Source organism: Puia sp., from assembly GCF_035546395.1.
In the GTDB taxonomy this organism is placed as follows: Bacteria; Bacteroidota; Bacteroidia; order Chitinophagales; family Chitinophagaceae; genus Puia.
In genome coordinates this window covers 553507-570151 of the sequence record NZ_DASZXR010000019.1, presented here as the reverse complement: position 1 = coordinate 570151, position 16645 = coordinate 553507, and the positions used below count along the sequence as shown (strand labels likewise).

At 54.7% G+C, this 16645-nt stretch carries 16 protein-coding genes; 5 read left to right on the top strand and 11 right to left on the bottom strand.

All coding sequences use genetic code 11. The features are described from left to right. Positions 1–22: 22 nt before the first annotated feature. Both rsmH and mraZ read right to left on the bottom strand, forming a co-directional pair. Positions 23–997 carry a 16S rRNA (cytosine(1402)-N(4))-methyltransferase RsmH gene (gene rsmH / locus VHE34_RS28790; RefSeq protein ID WP_325594571.1) on the bottom strand — a complete coding sequence of 325 codons (975 nt, stop codon included), beginning with the start codon at positions 995–997 and terminating at the stop codon, positions 23–25. Beyond that, on the bottom strand, positions 994–1455 hold the full coding sequence (mraZ, locus tag VHE34_RS28785; protein ID WP_325594569.1) for a division/cell wall cluster transcriptional repressor MraZ: 462 nt from the start codon (positions 1453–1455) through the stop codon (positions 994–996). The genes rsmH and mraZ overlap by 4 nt, the downstream gene beginning before the upstream one ends. Positions 1456–1702: 247 nt before the next feature. Here mraZ and VHE34_RS28780 point away from each other — a divergent pair, with 247 nt between their 5' ends. Genes VHE34_RS28780 through VHE34_RS28770 form a run of 3 tightly spaced genes read left to right on the top strand, consistent with a single transcriptional unit; the run spans position 1703 to position 3845 of the window. Beyond that, positions 1703–2188 carry a DMP19 family protein gene (locus VHE34_RS28780; RefSeq protein ID WP_325594567.1) on the top strand — a complete coding sequence of 162 codons (486 nt, stop codon included), beginning with the start codon at positions 1703–1705 and terminating at the stop codon, positions 2186–2188. A 2-nt stretch (positions 2189–2190) separates the two neighbouring features. Continuing rightward, positions 2191–2601 (top strand): hypothetical protein, encoded by a 411-nt coding sequence (locus tag VHE34_RS28775; RefSeq protein ID WP_325594565.1) that lies wholly within the window; start codon positions 2191–2193, stop codon positions 2599–2601. A gap of 20 nt (positions 2602–2621) precedes the next feature. Further along, positions 2622–3845 carry an S-adenosylmethionine:tRNA ribosyltransferase-isomerase gene (locus VHE34_RS28770; RefSeq protein WP_325594563.1) on the top strand — a complete coding sequence of 408 codons (1224 nt, stop codon included), beginning with the start codon at positions 2622–2624 and terminating at the stop codon, positions 3843–3845. Here VHE34_RS28770 and VHE34_RS28765 read toward each other — a convergent pair. Beyond that, positions 3814–5172, bottom strand: a complete 1359-nt coding sequence (locus VHE34_RS28765; protein WP_325594561.1) for a HAMP domain-containing sensor histidine kinase — start codon at positions 5170–5172, stop codon at positions 3814–3816. The genes VHE34_RS28770 and VHE34_RS28765 overlap by 32 nt on opposite strands. A gap of 204 nt (positions 5173–5376) precedes the next feature. On the opposite strand from VHE34_RS28765, the gene VHE34_RS28760 reads away from it, so the two are divergent. Next, positions 5377–5931, top strand: a complete 555-nt coding sequence (locus tag VHE34_RS28760) for a YqgE/AlgH family protein (protein ID WP_325594559.1) — start codon at positions 5377–5379, stop codon at positions 5929–5931. Here the strand turns inward: VHE34_RS28760 and VHE34_RS28755 are convergent. From VHE34_RS28755 to atpD, 4 genes are all read right to left on the bottom strand, one after another. Beyond that, positions 5928–6548: a hypothetical protein gene (locus VHE34_RS28755; protein WP_325594557.1), complete on the bottom strand. Its 621-nt coding sequence runs from the start codon at positions 6546–6548 to the stop codon at positions 5928–5930. The two genes, VHE34_RS28760 and VHE34_RS28755, sit on opposite strands and share 4 nt — an antisense overlap. Positions 6549–6559: 11 nt before the next feature. Beyond that, positions 6560–7198, bottom strand: a complete 639-nt coding sequence (locus tag VHE34_RS28750; RefSeq protein ID WP_325594555.1) for a DUF4136 domain-containing protein — start codon at positions 7196–7198, stop codon at positions 6560–6562. Positions 7199–7313: 115 nt separating this feature from the next. Further along, a complete protein-coding gene (gene atpC / locus VHE34_RS28745; RefSeq protein WP_325594553.1) occupies positions 7314–7580 on the bottom strand; it encodes an ATP synthase F1 subunit epsilon in 267 nt (88 codons plus the stop codon). Between the two features lie 25 nt (positions 7581–7605). Further along, the gene (gene atpD / locus VHE34_RS28740) at positions 7606–9105 is read right to left on the bottom strand and encodes a F0F1 ATP synthase subunit beta (RefSeq protein WP_325594551.1); all 1500 of its coding nucleotides are present in this window, start codon (positions 9103–9105) and stop codon (positions 7606–7608) included. A gap of 91 nt (positions 9106–9196) precedes the next feature. Here atpD and VHE34_RS28735 point away from each other — a divergent pair, with 91 nt between their 5' ends. Continuing rightward, entirely contained in the window at positions 9197–10366 is a 1170-nt protein-coding gene (locus VHE34_RS28735) for a hypothetical protein (RefSeq protein WP_325594549.1), read from the top strand. Positions 10367–10379: 13 nt separating this feature from the next. On the opposite strand, the gene VHE34_RS28730 is transcribed toward VHE34_RS28735, so the two are convergent. The 4 genes from VHE34_RS28730 to VHE34_RS28715 all read right to left on the bottom strand — a co-directional run bounded on the left by VHE34_RS28730 (position 10380) and on the right by VHE34_RS28715 (position 16618). Then, the gene (locus VHE34_RS28730; protein ID WP_325594547.1) at positions 10380–13427 is read right to left on the bottom strand and encodes an efflux RND transporter permease subunit; all 3048 of its coding nucleotides are present in this window, start codon (positions 13425–13427) and stop codon (positions 10380–10382) included. 10 nt (positions 13428–13437) lie between these two features. Continuing rightward, positions 13438–14502 carry an efflux RND transporter periplasmic adaptor subunit gene (locus VHE34_RS28725; RefSeq protein WP_325594545.1) on the bottom strand — a complete coding sequence of 355 codons (1065 nt, stop codon included), beginning with the start codon at positions 14500–14502 and terminating at the stop codon, positions 13438–13440. Positions 14503–14533: 31 nt separating this feature from the next. Further along, entirely contained in the window at positions 14534–15877 is a 1344-nt protein-coding gene (locus VHE34_RS28720) for a TolC family protein (protein ID WP_325594543.1), read from the bottom strand. Between the two features lie 99 nt (positions 15878–15976). Further along, positions 15977–16618: a TetR/AcrR family transcriptional regulator gene (locus VHE34_RS28715; protein ID WP_325594541.1), complete on the bottom strand. Its 642-nt coding sequence runs from the start codon at positions 16616–16618 to the stop codon at positions 15977–15979. Positions 16619–16645 lie beyond the last annotated feature (27 nt).

The window sequence follows — 16645 nt, the reverse complement described above, 5'->3', positions numbered from 1 at the left end:
GCTTTGCCCCATCCGTATTGGGCTAATGTTTGCCCTTCGGGCGATCCGCCTCCGGCGGCTCTTGGCGTTCGGCTACCCGCAGCTTGGCGCTGCGGGATCTTGGGTTTTGGCGTAATTCAGATTCGCCGGGGACCACCGGTTTTTTGGTAATTACTTTTAATAGGGGAGGTGCCGTGCTTTGTCCGAAGGGATCCGACAGGTCTTCGTCTTCGAACGATCCTTTTTTGAAGAAGTTCTTGACGATCCTGTCTTCCAGGGAATGAAAGGTGATGATCGCTGCGCGTCCGCCTATAGAGAGGAGGCCGGGCACCTGTTGCAACATTTCTTTTAATGCTCCCAACTCATCGTTTACCTCGATACGAAGGGCCTGAAATACCTGGGCAAAGTATTTATTGGGATTTCCTTTCACCACGCTATTCAGCGCTGATCTGAAGTTGGGGATGGTCTTTAGCGATACCGTCTTTCGTACTCCGACGATGGTGCGGGCCAGCGTTCTGGCATTGGTAACCTCGCCATACTGTTCGAACAGCTTATGCAGTTGCTGTTCGGACCAGGTATTGACGACATCGTATGCCGTGAGTGTCTGACGCCGATCCATTCGCATATCCATATCCCCTTCAAACCGGAAGGAGAAGCCGCGCTGCCCTTCGTCGAACTGATGGCTGCTCACCCCCAGGTCGGCCAGGATCCCGTCGACGGGAATCGCTTCATGCAAGCGCAGGAAGCGGCCCACGTGGCGGAAGTTGTGCGGCAGGAAGGTGATGCGGGCGTCATCGGGCAGATTTCGGCGCGCATCGCTGTCCTGGTCAAAGGCGAACAGTTTGCCTTTTGGCCCCAGTCTTTCGAGGATGCCGCGGGAATGTCCGCCGCCGCCGAAGGTCAGGTCGACATAGATGCCGTCGGGTCTGATGGCAAGCGCGTCGAGCGTTTCCTTTAGAAGGACCGGCAGGTGGTAGGCGTTCGGCTCCTGCGAGTCCTGGCTAGTCGGGGTACTCATGACGTGAGCCCTCCGGGGTTCATCACCTGTTTTGCCAGGCTGCTGAATGCTTCCGGTGAAAAAGATTCAAAGAACTGTTGGTACTTACTTTTATCCCAGATTTCGATCTTGTCTACTCCTGCTGCCAGGACGATGTCCTTGTCCAGACCTGCGTATTCCTTCAGGTTTTGGGGGATCAACAACCGCCCGGCGGAATCCAACTCAGCCATTATCGCTCCGTTCAGGAAATATCTCCTGAATTGCCGAACTTCGGGTTCAAAATCATTTAATTGGCTTACCCTGGCGAAGATGGGTTCCCAGCTTTTCATCGGATAGAGGCTCAGGCATTTTTCAAATCCGCGATTGATGACAAACTGGGTGGGACCCTCTTCCGGCAGCTGCTTTTTGAAGCCGACCGGAAGCAGGAAGCGACCTTTCGAGTCCAAAGTAGCTTCGTATTCGCCCAGAAAACCAATCATTTATGAGGAGTTGAATCAACCTTTATTAAAACTAACACAAAATAACACTTTTTCCCACTTTTTTAGGGGAAATCGGAAAATTTAATTTTTCCACAATAGTGCATTGGGTCTCTGTGTGTTGTCTATCTTTCAGTTGGACTGGTATGGATGGCCGTGAGGGTGTTTTCGTCCGTGAAATGGGCGTGAATTGCGGTGGATAAGCAGTGGATAAGCGGCTTTTTGCTGTGCATAACCTAAATTAGCCATAATGAAACATGTTATCGTCAAGGCCAAGGTCAATTCCGAAACAATCAAAGGGTTAGACGACGAGCAGCTGGAAGCGCTTGTTTATGAGAAAGCCTGTCAACTGGATTCAGGGACCTTCGGAGAGCGCTTTACCCGGAGTGAGGGTCACGTTCTCTTGTGCGAAATTTTTGCCACAGCCGTTCTGGATGGGGAGGTCCATAACGGCGGTTTCGACCAGTTTTTTTATCAAGACAGCAGGCTTTTGCCCTTCGCCGTTGAAGGATTGAAGAAGATAGGTGCGGGCGCCCATGCCGAGCTGCTGGCCAGGGCTGCAAATATCTATGCAGAGAATGAAGGCAGAAAAGAACCGGCGAACGATACCGATGAAGGTGATAGCGGTCGCATCCATGAATTGGATCCGCTTGATGATGAATATTATGCATTGGAAGAAACTTTTCCACTGCGGGTACGATTCGTTCGCGCGAACATCGAAAAATTCTTTGATTAACTATGGCGGCTGCAGGTTATTCCGGAACCCCGCTGGTCCGGAAGTTGGGGATCAAACCCGGATGGAAGATCCGGCTGATCGGGGCGCCGGCCGATTATTTCCGCTGGCTGGAGACCGACCTTTCGGGTCAGGTCTGTGGGGCGCGGGAGGTGCCGGACTATGTGCATTTGTTTGCGGCTTCGGTGAAGGAATTCGAGAAAGGGATGGGAGTTGCGCTGCCATTGGCGGCGAAGAACCCGCAGCTGGTGATTTGGGTCTCCTGGTATAAGAAAAGCAGCGGCAAGGCAACTGATCTGACCGAGAATATCATCCGCGATCATGCACTGGCCAATGGGCTGGTGGATATTAAGGTTTGCGCCGTCAGCGAGGAATGGAGCGGGTTGAAACTGGTGGTGCCGGTGGCGAAGCGATAGAATTGTACCTTTGCGGTCAGATGCAGCCTCAAGATATTCCCATCACGGATTACACTTACGATCTCCCTTCTGACAGAATAGCTTTTCATCCCCTCGCGGAGCGGGATGCCAGCCGGCTGCTGATCTATCGTGGCGGTGGTATCGACGAAGACATTTACAGGAGCATCGCTGCGTACCTGCCCGCGGAAAGTCTGTTGGTGTTCAACAATACAAAGGTCGTCGAGGCGCGGATCGAGTTCCAGAAGCCGACGGGCGCGCGAATCGAGATCTTCTGCCTGGAACCGCCGCCGGAATATGGCGGTATCGCCAATGCGCTGACACAGACGGGACGGGTGAACTGGCGTTGCCTGATCGGCGGCGCCTCGAAGTGGAAACCGGGACAGGTGCTGCGAAAGGAGATGCCGGGTGGACTTGTGCTGGAGGCCCGCTATATAGAGAAGCAGGGTGACAGTTTTCTCATTGCATTGTCCTGGACGCCGGCGGAGCTGTCCTTTGCGGAACTGCTGCACCGGGCCGGCTTCATCCCTCTCCCACCCTATATTCATCGTCAGGCGGAGGCGGCCGACAGCCAGCGATATCAAACGATCTATGCGCAGCAAGACGGGTCGGTAGCCGCGCCGACGGCGGGGCTTCATTTCACCGAGGCGATCTTTCAGTCGCTGTCGGCAGCGAAGATCCATCACGACTTCGTTACCCTGCATGTCGGCGCAGGAACGTTCCTGCCGGTGAAGTCGGCAACCCTGGGCGGTCACATCATGCACGTCGAATTTATCGATGTGAGCCGGGAGTTGATCCTGCGGCTCCGCGATACCCTTGCGGCGGGGCGGCCGGTGATCGCGGTTGGGACGACATCGGCGAGAACGCTTGAAAGCCTGTATTGGCTTGGGATTGGCGGCGAAGACCTTGTCGTCAGGCAGTGGGACGCATATGGGGGACAGGATCGCGGGATCGCCGCGACGGAAGCGCTTGCACGGCTTTTGGACAGGATGGAGAAGAACGGCGTCCAACGGCTGGTAACGACGACCCAATTGTTGATCAGCCCGGGATATGAATGGAAGATAGTGAGCGGCCTGGTGACGAACTTTCACCAGCCGGAATCGACGCTATTGCTGCTGATCGCCTCGTTGATCGGGGAGGACTGGAGGAGAGTGTATGCCTATGCGCTGGAACATGGATTCCGTTTCCTCAGTTATGGGGATGGTTGCCTGCTGTTCAATCGAGCTTCAACGGGAATTCGAGTGTAAAGCTGGTGCCTTTGCCGATGGTGCTGTCCACTTTTATACGGCCTTCGTGGGCTTCGACAATGGTCTTTACATAACTAAGTCCCAACCCGAATCCTTTTACGTTGTGCAGATTGCCGGTGTGTGCACGGTAGAATTTCTCAAAGATGCGGCGCTGGGTCTCCTTGCTCATCCCGATACCGTTGTCTTCGATACGGATCACCAGGTTCTTCGGCGTGCTATGGGTGGTGATCTTTATGAAAAGATTCTCTTTCGAATATTTTACGGCATTGTCGATCAGGTTGGTAATTATGTTCGTAAAATGCACTTCATCGGCAAAGATCTGATCGTCTTTTGCATTGAGCTGCAGTTCTGACCTTCCGCCTTTTCCTTCCAGCTGCAGCTCGAAATTCTCCAGGGCTTCCTGGATGATGACGTGCGCATGCAGGGATTTCCGGTTCAACTGTTGTTCCTGCCGGTCGAGCAGCGATGCCTGCAGGATGGTTTCCACCTGTTTGTTCATCCGCTTGTTCTCTTCCTTGATGATGCCCGTGAAATATTCGGACTTGGTACGGTCCTGCACTACTTTCTCATTGCGCAAGGCGTCCACGGCCAGGGAGATGGTCGCGAGGGGCGTCTTGAACTCATGGGTCATATTGTTGATGAAGTCGTTCTTTATCTCGCTGAGCTTTTTTTGCCGGACCAGGGCGTTTACCGTCACATAGAATGCGGCGATGATCACTAAGGTGAAGAATATCGCGCCGGCGATCATTACCTGCATTTCTCCGAGCACGGTCTTTTTATAATCCGGCACGACGACGACGAGCAGCTCGTCCGGAAGCGTGCTGCTGGCGTCCGCGTTCTCGGGGGCCAGCAAGGGCATGATCACGGAAAAGTTGTTGGAAGTATCGAGTATCTCTCTGAGGAAGTTGCGGGACCGCAGCTCCAACGGATGTATGTTCAATGGGGAGCCGCCTGGATCGGACGAGACCGAGAACTCGAAGCGGGTGTTCTTCATGCCGACCAGGTTGAAGGCTTTCCGCAACTTATCGCCGATATCTTCCACCGTATAGCGTTCGGCGACGGTAGGTACCCGCATCAGCTCGGTTGTAAAGGGATCGGAGGGTCTGAAGAACCCGGGTTTGAGTCTCAATACTTTCCCCGCAGGTGAACTCCGCTGCGATACAAGTTCCTGCGCTACGTAGTTCGTGGCATCCCGGAGCTTGTGCTTAAACTCTTCCTGTTTGTTTTCCAGCATCGTCAATATCCAATTGATCTGGATATAGATGCTGCCGATCAGGGAGAGGGAGATCAATACAAAAATGACAGGGAAGATCTTTTTCAAACCCATAGTAGATTTTGGTCCATCTGTAAAATTATTCAAAAGGGTGGAGGCTGCCCGATTTCATGTTTTTGTGGGGGACGATTTAACGAAGCTTTCACAAAGAAAGGGGATTTCAGGGGAAAAAATGCTATATTTAGATGATTGCCATTGAAGAAACTCATTTTTTGCGGAGGCCTTTTGAATTCCACAGGATTCTTTAATTTAGACGGTATGGAGAGCCCGGCACCTGGCATATTATTGATCGCTGATCCCTTTTTGAAAGACCCGAATTTCATGCGCACGGTGGTGTTCCTCTGCGAGCATCAAGATGAGGGGAGCTTTGGTTTTGTACTGAATAAGAATTACGAATATACTCTCGACGAGCTGGTCAGCGGACTGGACGATCTGAAGAAGATCCCCGTGTACCTGGGCGGCCCCGTCCAAATGGACACCATTCATTTCCTCCATCAATACCCGGACAAGATCGCCGGCGGTTACGAGATCATCGACGGCGTGTTTTGGGGCGGCAACTTCGAAACTGCGATCGACCTGATCCGCAACGGGGAGATCGATATGACGAAGATCCGCTTCTATATCGGCTATTCCGGCTGGGGCAGCGGACAGCTGGACGACGAGCTGAAAGAGAAATCCTGGCTAACGGTCCCTGCCAGCCGGCCACTTGTCTTTCACAAGAAGCCCTCGGAGGTGTGGAAGGATGCGCTGCGCCATCTTGGCGGAGAATATGAGATGATGGTCAACTTCCCGATCGATCCTCAACTGAACTAATGCAACGGGACGCTGATGCCGGCGTGCACGCCCCAATTGTTGAGATTTTTAAAGCCATATTCTTTGAACGGCGCATAATTGTAGCTGCCGCCGATGCGCAGCGCGGTAGTGCTATAATTACTCAGCGGGATGAGTATTCCCAATTCTCCGCGGGCGGCCAGTTTGGTAAAGTTAACCGGGTTGTCAAATTCCCCAAGGTATTGGTCGAAGCCGATGAAATTGATGCCAATGCCTGCACCGGCGTATGGCCGGACAAACCCTTCCTTTAGTATCGTGTAGTCGACGGTTGCCAACAGAGGCAATTGCTGAATGGAGTTGCTCAGTACGGCGGAGATGTCGGAGCCCGGTCCATTGGAATATACCTGCCGGGGATATTTCTGGTAATAATCGTTGTACCCGAAACTGACCCCAATGCGTAGCCGGTCCATAACCGGCCAGGCGAAGCCGGCGGTAAACCCTTTGTAGGCGGGCTTGTTGACCAGGTCCTTGAAGTCGGTGCTTGCGGGGAAGTTGATGTTATAGTTGAAATTGAACTCGAGGCTATGCTGTGCCATGGCTCCGGTGGCGGTGATCGCGACCAGGGTGAGAGCGAGCGTCAGTTTCCGTATCGATTGCATGGCTATTCAAATTATTTTTTAAGATAGGCGGATTGTGAGAACAACATGGATACCTCGCTGGATGCATTGTTTGGGCTGAAGACCTGCTCGCCTCTTGCAAGGCCGGTCCAGACGCCCACCAGCTTGTTCCCATTGGCGGAGGCGTTCTTCAGGTCGAGCAGATCGATCTCCAGGCCGCCGCTGTTGACTGTATAGGCGCCGACCGCGTAGGGGTCGTAGTATCCATAACCGGGGTAACCCCAGTAATAGGGGTCATAATAGCTTCCGTAGTAATCCCAGTAATCGGTGTAGCTGAAGAGCACGGTTGAAGACGAATACACGCGGGAGATGTTGATGGCGAGGTCGGGGCTTGCCGACTTGTTCACCAGTTGGTAGCCGCGCTGGGTCATCGTCTGGGTCATTGCGTTGACGATGTTGGCGTCATAGGCATCATAGCTGCGACCGGCGAACTGGTTATCCTGGACGATGGTCACGCTGTCGGTAATGCTGAAAGTGGTGTAGGCGGAGAAATTCGCGGTGGTGTCGTAGTTGGTGATATAGATGCGGCTTTCCCCGTTCGTGAGATTGTTGAGAGGATCTTTCTTGCAGCTGTCGAGCAGCAGCATCAGCAGTGGCGCCCCGATCAACAGCAAGCGTTTCAATCTGTCCATAAAGAAGGGTATTTGACAAAATCACTGCAAATTAAGTGCCGCCCAAACGAAAAACCCCGGCGGAAGCCAGGGTTTAACTAACATTTCGTCTTCTGAGGCTCGTCTGTGGTGCGTGTTATGATCTGCCTTCGACAGGTACTGCGCCTTCAACCAATACGGTTACCTTATTATGGATCACTTCCACGAATCCGCTTTGGATCGTGAAAAATGCCAGGTGATTGCTTTTATCTTTCAGGACCTTTACCTGGCCGGCCTTCAGCGCGCTCACCAACGGGGCGTGGCGATCGAGGACCTCGAACAGGCCGTCCACTCCGGGCAGCTGCACGCCGTAGACATCGGCGCTGAACAGTTTCTTTTCGGGAGTTAATATCTCTAGGTTCATTTTTCCTTTGTTTAACCTTTGGACCCTAGCCGCGCGCCTGGGCGAGAAGCTTCTTACCTTTTTCGATAGCGTCGTCGATGGTTCCGACCAGGTTGAAGGCTGCCTCGGGATATTCATCTACTTCGCCGTCCATGATCATATTGAAGCCGCGGATGGTCTCGTCGATGGGAACCAGCACACCCTTCAGACCGGTGAACTGTTCGGCCACGTGGAAGGGCTGGGACAGGAAGCGCTGTACTTTACGTGCGCGCGCGACGGTCATCTTATCTTCGTCGCTCAGCTCATCCAGACCGAGGATGGCGATGATATCCTGCAGCTCTTTATAGCGCTGAAGGATCAGCTTCACGCGGTTTGCGGTGTTGTAGTGAGAGTCACCGACGATCTTTGGAGTTAGGATACGGGATGTAGAGTCGAGGGGATCCACCGCGGGGTAGATACCCAAGTCAGCGATCTTACGGCTCAATACCGTCGTCGCGTCGAGGTGGGCGAAGGTGGTAGCGGGCGCGGGGTCGGTCAGGTCATCCGCGGGCACGTATACGGCCTGAACGGAAGTGATGGAGCCGTTCTTTGTAGAGGTGATCCGCTCCTGCATGAGACCCATTTCCGTTGCGAGAGTGGGTTGATATCCCACGGCGGAGGGCATCCGGCCGAGCAGCGCCGATACTTCGGAACCTGCCTGGGTGAAGCGGAAGATGTTGTCGACGAAGAAGAGGATATCGCGACCCTGGCCTTTGCCGTCGCCGTCACGATAGTACTCGGCGATGGTGAGACCGCTGAGGGCCACGCGGGCGCGGGCGCCGGGAGGCTCGTTCATCTGGCCGAAGACGAAGGTGGCTTTGGATTCGGACAGCTCCTGCATGTTCACCTTGTTCAGGTCCCAGCCGCCATGCTCCATGCTATGTTTGAAATCGTCGCCGTATTTCATAATACCGGCTTCGATCATTTCACGCATCAGGTCGTTCCCTTCGCGGGTACGTTCCCCTACGCCGGCGAATACGGACAAACCGGAATAGGCCTTTGCGATGTTATTGATCAGTTCCTGGATGAGTACGGTCTTCCCTACGCCGGCGCCGCCGAACAGACCGATCTTACCGCCCTTTGCATAGGGTTCGATCAGATCGATGACCTTGATCCCGGTGAACAGCACTTCGGTGCTTGTGCTCAGGTTCTCGAATGCCGGGGGCTTGGCGTGGATGGGGCGGCCATTGGTCTTGGAAACGGGAGGCAGGCCGTCGATCGGATCACCCGTTACGTTGAACAGGCGGCCCTTGATCCCTTCACCCGTAGGCATGGCAATCGCGGCGCCGGTGTCGACGACATCAAGTCCGCGGACGAGGCCTTCGGTACCGTCCATGGCGATACAGCGTACGCTGTCTTCCCCGAGGTGCTGCTGAACTTCCAATACGAGGGTTTCGCCGTTGGACTTCTTCAGTTCCAGTGCGTTATATATCTCAGGGAGTTTGCCTTCAAACTGCACATCGATAACCGCGCCGATGATTTGTTTGATCTTACCGTTACTTGCCATATTCGTATTTGTCAATTTTGCCGCAAAGGTAAGGGGACGAGAGGAAAGTTAAAAATACTATATTTGATGTTTTACGACCAACAGCAAGGCTATGCAACTGATCGAAGTGACCACTGCGGAACAGGCGAAGGAATTCATCCGGGTGAATGTGGAGCTGAACCGGACCGTCCCGGGTTATATTCGCCCTATCGACAAGGAAATCAACGAAGTATTCGACAAGAAAATAAACAAGGCCTTCCGCCATGGGGAGGTGACCCGATGGATCCTCCAATCGGAGGATGGGCGCCTGATCGGCCGGATAGCGGCCTTTGTGAACAAGAAATACAGGAATAAGGGGGATGATGTTCCCGTTGGTGGGATGGGCTTTTTTGATTGCATTGATAATCAAGAAGCTGCGGATATGCTGCTGGATGTTGCCCGGCATTGGCTGGGGCAACGAGGGATGGAGGCGATGGACGGGCCGATCAATTTTGGGGAGCGGGACAAATGGTGGGGGCTACTGGTCGAGGGTTTCCGCGACCCACTCTGGTCGATGAATTTCAATCCACCTTATTATAAGGAGTTGCTGGAGAATTATGGTTTCAAGCCTTATTTCCACCAGTTATGCTTCGGACTGGACCCGATGAAACCGTTGACCGCAAAGATCAAGCAGCGGCATGACGCCGTGGCGGCGGACCCCATGTACAGCACGCGGAAGATCGAGAAGAACAATCTTGAAAAATATGCCGGCGATTTCGTCGAGATCTATAATGCGGCTTATGCCGGTCACGGTGGCCTCAAAGAAATGAAAAAGGACCAGGCCCTGCAGCTGTTCAAGAAGATGAAGCCGTTGATCGATGAGGACATCACCCTGTTTGCTTACTATGGCGAGCGGCCGATCGCGCTCTTCCTGAATATCCCTGAGCTGAATCAATACTACAAACACTTCAATGGGAAGGTCGGCTTGTTGCAAATGCTGCAGTTTGTCTGGCTCAAGTGGCGGGGCGCCTGCCGGCATTTCACCGGGGTCGTCTTTGCGCTGGTCCCGGACTTCCAGGGAAAGGGGGTGGATTCCTATATCATTCAAGAACTGGCCGATATCGTTCAGCCCGCGGGATTCTACGTTCACTATGAGATGCAGTGGATCGGGGACTTCAATGTGAAGATGGTCAATGTCGCGAAATCGCTTGGGGAGACGTATGTGAGCCGGAAGTTGACGACCTACCGGTATCTCTTTGATCGAAGCAAAGAGTTCAAGCGGCATCCGATGGTGGGGGTGTAAGAGAAAGACCGGCTTACGCTGGTCTTTCTCTTTTATTGAGGAGCTTGTAAAGCACCGGCGTCACGACGCGGGTAAGGATGGTGGAGCTAAGCAGGCCGCCGATGATGACCAAGGCGAGTGGCGAATAGAGGGGATTGTTCTCTGCCACAAGAGGAATGAGGCCGCCAATGGCAGTGAGCGTGGTGAGGATGATGGGGACGAAGCGGGTTTCGCCGGCTTCCTGGATGGCTTCGTCGAGGCCCATCCCGCCCTTTCGCAACTGATCGGTGTAATCCACGAGCAGGATCGAGTTCTTTACCTCTATGCCGACGAGGGCGATGAGGCCGATGACCGCCACGAAGGAGAAGGTGTTGCCGGTGGCCAGGAGCATCAGCACCGCGCCGATGATGCCGAGGGGCACGACGGAGAGCACGATGAGGGTGCCGCGGAAGGTTTTGAACTCGAGGATGAGGATACCGAGAATACCGAACACCGTAATGAGGATGATGGGCCCGAGTCCGCCGAAGCTCTGCTCCTTGCTTTCCACCTCGCCCGCGGCCTTGTAGCCTGCGCCTGCAGGAAAGCGCATGGTGTCAAGATCCTTTAGGATGCCTTCGGTCATCCGGGTCGTATTGTAGCCGCTGCGCACAAAGGCGGTGACGGTCGTATAGCGATCTTTATCATAGTGCCGGATGCTGGTAGGGCTGCTCTGGAAGCCGATATCGGCAATGTTGCTGAGCGGAACGGAGGCGCCGGTGGCCGTATTGACATATACTTTGTTCAGGGCGTCGAGGGTTTGCCGCTGATGGCGGGGCAGGCAAACGTTGATATTATAGTCATCGCCTTTCTCGTCCTCCTTCCGGAATTTGCCGATGTCCAATCCCGCGACGGCGAGGCGAACCGTGCGGTCAATCTCGTTGACCGGTACACCGAGTATACCCGCCTTCTCTTTATTGACCCGGACCTTGATATCGGTTTTGAGCGTCGTCAGCTCGTTATTGACGTACATTGTCCCATCTGTCTTTTTCAGCAGCTCTTCCACGCGGAAGGCGAGGCTGCGCAGCGTGTCGAGGTTTTCGCTGAAGACGCGGATGGCGATGGGCGCTTCTATTGGCGGGCCTTGCTCGAAGTCCTTGACCTCGATCCTGGCTCCGGGATAGTCCTTAAAGCGCTGCCGCAGGCTGTCGATCATCTGGCGCTTCCGGAAAGATGGTGTCTCTTTCAACTGGATGAAGATCTGGGCATAGTTGCTGACCTCGTTCTGAGGGATCACGTTGTAATAGATGCGGGGGTTTCCGCGGCCGACGTTGGTGGCATAGTTCTTCAGATCAGGCAGGTGGTCGATCTGGGCTTCTACATAGCGGGCCACCGAATCGGTTGCGGGAAGGCTTGTGCCCAGTGGCGTGGAAATATTGATCAGGAACATCGGCTTTTCCGATGACGGGAAGACGCTGAAGCCTACGCGCGGGATCAGTGCGAGGCAACCGATAAAGATGCCGAAGGCCACCAGAAGGGTCAGGATGGGCCTGGCGATGGCGGCATGCAGCAGGCGGCGATAGCTGCCGTTGATAAATCGCCGAAGTCCGCGGAGGAAGAAATTGCCTTCCGGATGTTCATGCCCGCTGAGAATGCGGCTCGAAAGGAAGGGGACGATCGTCAGGGACACGAAGAGCGATGCCAGTACGGTGGCGACCACGGCGGCAGGCAGGCTGCGGATAAAGTCACCGGGCGCTTCCGGCAGGAACATCAGCGGAAGGAAGGCGAAGATCAGCGTCGCGGTGCAACCCAATACGGCCAGGCCGATCTGGCGTGTGGCCGCGATAGCGGCCTCCTTTTTCGAATAGCCCATCCGCAGATAACGTTCAATATTCTCCACTACGACGATGCTGTCATCCACCAGCAAACCGAGCGCGACGACCATGCCGACGATGCTCAATTGATTGATGGTAAAGTGAAAAAGGTCGAGGAGGAACAGGCCTATCAGCAGCGACAGCGGGATGGAGACCATGACCACGATCGAGGCCCGGGGTCCCAGCGGAAGCAGGGTAAGCAGGACCAGAAAGATGGCGATCGCGAAGTCGCGGGCGAAATGACCGAGCCGGGTGTGGACGCTTTCGGCGTTGTTGAAGCTCTGCTCAAATGCGATGGCCGGCGGCAGCTCGCGTTTGAACTGAGCGATCACGGGGTCCATTGCCTGTTCTACGGCGAAGATATTGGTGCCGGATTTGCGGCTGGCGGTGACGAAGACGCCGCGCTTGCCGTTCAGCCGGCCGATGTAATTCTGCTCTTCGTAACTGAAGGAGACGTCGGCGAGGTCTTTTATATAGATGATCTTGCCGCCGGCGCTGCTGACGATGGTGTTCTTTATCTCTTCTACGCTCTTATAGTCGCCGCTGGTCTTTACATTGAACTTGCGGGTACCCATTTCGACGCTTCCGGCGGGAATATTTACATTCTCGCGCTGGATGGCCTGGAGGACGGCGTTGAGGGGAATATGGTTCTGCGCCAGCTTCTCCAGGTTCAGGGAGACGCGGACCTGTTGCCGGGGGAAGGCCCAGTTATCGACGTTTTTCAGGGTCTTGATCTTTTCCAGTCTTTCTTTCAGCTTCTTGCTCCACTCTTCCAATTGGCTATAGGGGGCAGTCTCGCTGAGCAGGGCCACCTGCAGGATATTGACGTCGGAGGGCGAGAAACGCTGGATCTCGGTGCTGAGGATATCCGCGGGCAGTTCCGGCCGAACGGCATTCAATTCCCGGATCACATCCTGGTACTTCTTATCGGGATCGGTCTCGTATTTGAATTCGATCTGGATGACGGCGAGGCCGTCGTCGATGGATGAACGGATGCGTTTGACATCGTCCATCTCGTTGAATCGCTTCTCGATGGGATTGACCACCAACTCTTCCATGTCTTTTGGACTGGTGCCGGGATAGATCACGATGGCCGAGAAGGTCGGCGCCTCCGTGTCGGGGTCCTCTCCGCGGGGCATATTGAAGAGGGAGCTGACCCCGATAAGCGCCAGCATCACGAACACGATGAGCGTGAACTGGTAGTTGCGAACGGAAAAACTCGTAATGTTCATGGCCGTGATTTTATTTGTTGATCAATTTTACCACGGACTTTTCGGTGAGATAGCCAACGCCGTCGGCGATCACTTCCCCGACCGTGTCCAGGCCGGTGCTGATTGCGATCCGATCGCCCTGCAGGTAGGCGATGTGAACGGGAATGCGCCGTACCGTGTGTTTGTCTGCGTTTAGCGTGTATACGAATCCGTTATTTCCGTCGCCTTCGGCGAGGGCCGAGGCCGGGATAAAGGCCAGGGAGCGTTTGCCGGGAGGCTGCAGTTGCAGAGTGCAGAACAGGCCGGGGGCCAGTTTCCTGCCTGCGGCGGCAACGGTCACCTCAACAGCATAAGTGCCTCCGCTGGCATCCGCGCCTTCGGCCAGCTTTGTGATCACACCCGTGAACCGCTCATCGGGGTAAGCGTCGATGGTGATGGAAGCTTTGTCGCCCTTGTGCAGGACGGCCCAGTCTTTGTCTGAGACCCCAAACCTCACCACCCAGTCGTTTTGGGCGGCGCCATTGAATACCAGCACTGCGGTTCCGGCGGAAGCATATTCCCCTTCGTTCATCAGCTTTTGAAGAATGGTTCCTCCGGCGGTGGCGCGGATCTGGGCGTACTGTTGGTTGAAACGGGCGATACGGAGGGCTTCTGTCGATACCGTTGTCTGGGTATGGGCGTTCTGCACCTGTTCGAGGGAGGCGACGGTGTCGCGGTAGAGGTTATTGGCGCGGGTCTCGTCGCGCTGTGCTTTCTGCAGATTTTGCGAAGCTTGTTGCACCTGGGCGTTGATCTCCGTCAGATCGAGGGTTGCCAGCAGCTGGCCGGCGACGACATGGTCGCCCTCTTTTACATAGATGCGGGAGATGATGCCGCCGATCTTGAAAGAAAGACGGGCTTCGGAATTGGAGGCGATGAGCCCGGAATATTGAAGGGTCTTGCCTTCGCTGGCGGTAATCACCGGCTGTATCTTTACCGGGATCGGTTCGTCCGCGGGCGGTGTGGTGGCGGCGTGGTTCTCTCCGCACCGGACCAGGCTGAAGGCGATCAGCACTGCGAGCGGGAAGCGGAGTGAAGAGAGAATTCGCGTATTCATAACGTTATTTTTGGATGTGGAGGAATAAGTGTCAGAATTTATATGTGGCATTGGCTCTTTCGAGATCGGCAGCCCGGTTGAGCGCCGCCAGGCGGCCGAGGGAATAGCGGATCTCGGCGTTGGTCATCTGGGTGCGGGCGTCGATCAGTTCCACCTGCAGGGCCTGGCCTTCATTGTATCTTCTTTCGGCCAGGCGGTAGGCTTCTCTTGCGCTCCCAGTCTCGTCGGCCAGCGCCCTGAGAGCCTGGAGTGCGGAGCGATAGTTGTTGGCAGCGGTTTGCTGTTCGAGTGTCAGCTGTTGGGTCAGTTGCCGGTATTGTTCGTCGACGGCGTCGATATCGATCTGCGCCTGGCGGATCTTGTATCTGTTGTCGTTTGCTTTGAAGAGCGTCCAGTTGAGCTGGATGCCGCCCAATTGATAGAACTGCGTGGAGTTGAGATGGATGCCAAAGCCCTGGTAGCCGATGTCATAAAAGGCGGTGAGCTTTGGGATGAGGTAGTTGCGATCCCATTTCAGGTTGGATTGAAGGATGCGTTGGTAACCTTTGAGGCGGCTGAGCTCTTCCCGGTTTGTGATGGCGCCCGAGGCAGGGCCGTTCTCTTGAGTGGGCTCATTGACCAGGGAGGAGTCGGTGTCGATGGGGTAATCGAGGCTGCGGTTGAGGAGGAAATTGAAATAAGCCGCGGCGTTTTGCCTGTCGTTCTCCGCTTCGATGAGTGAGGATTCGACCTGGCTTACCTGTGCCTGGCTGCGTAGGACGATCTCGCGGGTTGCGATGCGGTTCTCTACAAATTTTTCGCTGACGCGGCGGTTCTCCTTTACCAGCACCAGGGCCGTGGTATAGATCTCGACGGCTTTTCCTGCCTGCAAATATTGATAGTAGGCCTGGCGGATGCTGCGGACGAGATCGCGGCGATAGACCTCATAGTCGGCCCGGCGCACGTTGACCGTGGCATCGGAGACCTCTTTGTTATGCAGCAGATCGGTGTTGAGGATGGGCAGGGAGACTTCCAGTTTGGTATCGTGGAAATCGTTTGGAAGGAACTGGATGGACTGGTTGCTCACCTGCGGGAACTTGTTGCTTGCCGTGAGCTGGTTGAGTGTCGAATAGACATTGTTGAGCAGGTCGCCGACGGGTATCGCCTGGGTGCGGCCGCCGTTCGCCAGGGTATACTGGGAGCTGAAGCCTGCCTGGGGATAGAAGAATGACCTTGCGCGTTTGAGATCGAGCCCGGCGCGTTGCCAGTCGAAGTTGCGTTGATGAAGAGCGAGGTTGCTATCGAGGCCAATGCGGATGTACGTATCGAGAACGGTCTGCGCCGATACCCGGGTGGCGACGGCCATCAGCAGCAGGAAAAAAATTCGTTTTGGCATGATGTTCTATTTGTTAATTATATAAATAAACTTAACATTGTTCATTTCAACGGCAAAAAAAACGCCCTTTTGGGCTGCCGTGCCGGGCATGCGGCTGAATTATTCTTTTGCAGACGTATTACCGGCCTCTATATTATTGACAAACCAGTTGAGACTCGCTTTCATGGTGGGCAGGAGCATTTCTTTATGGGGTATGAACTTCTCCAGCCGGCAGCGGATGGACAGGGACATCAGGCCATGGACAAAGCTCCAGATCGAGAGGCTGACGACCAGGGGGTCGTCCTGTTGGAGATAGCCTTTTTCCATGCATTCGATGACGGTGGCCTTTAGCCGGTTGATGGCGGCGTCGCCGGGTCTCCACTCCTCGCAGCCTTCCTCGGCGAGTTTGTCCATGGGCTCGGTATCAATGAACATCAGGCTGTAGTATTCGGGGTTCTCCATCCCGAACTGGAGGTAGTTCTCCCCCATCTTATGCAGGCGTAGCAGTGGGTTTCGGATGGTATCGAGATCCTTGTTGAACTCCGCCATTTTCTGAAAACCGATATCATGCAGGGCGGCGAAGATCTCGTCCTTGTCCTTAAAATACAGGTAGACGGTGGTGGGGCTGTACTCGATGAGCTCGGCGATGCGCCGGATCGTGACGTTTTCAAACCCCTCTTCCACAAAGAGTTTCATGGACGCATCCAGGATCAGCTTCCTGATCTCCAGCTTTTGTTTCTCTTTTCTTTCCTGAATTCCCATGATTGATTCAATTAACAATACAAATTT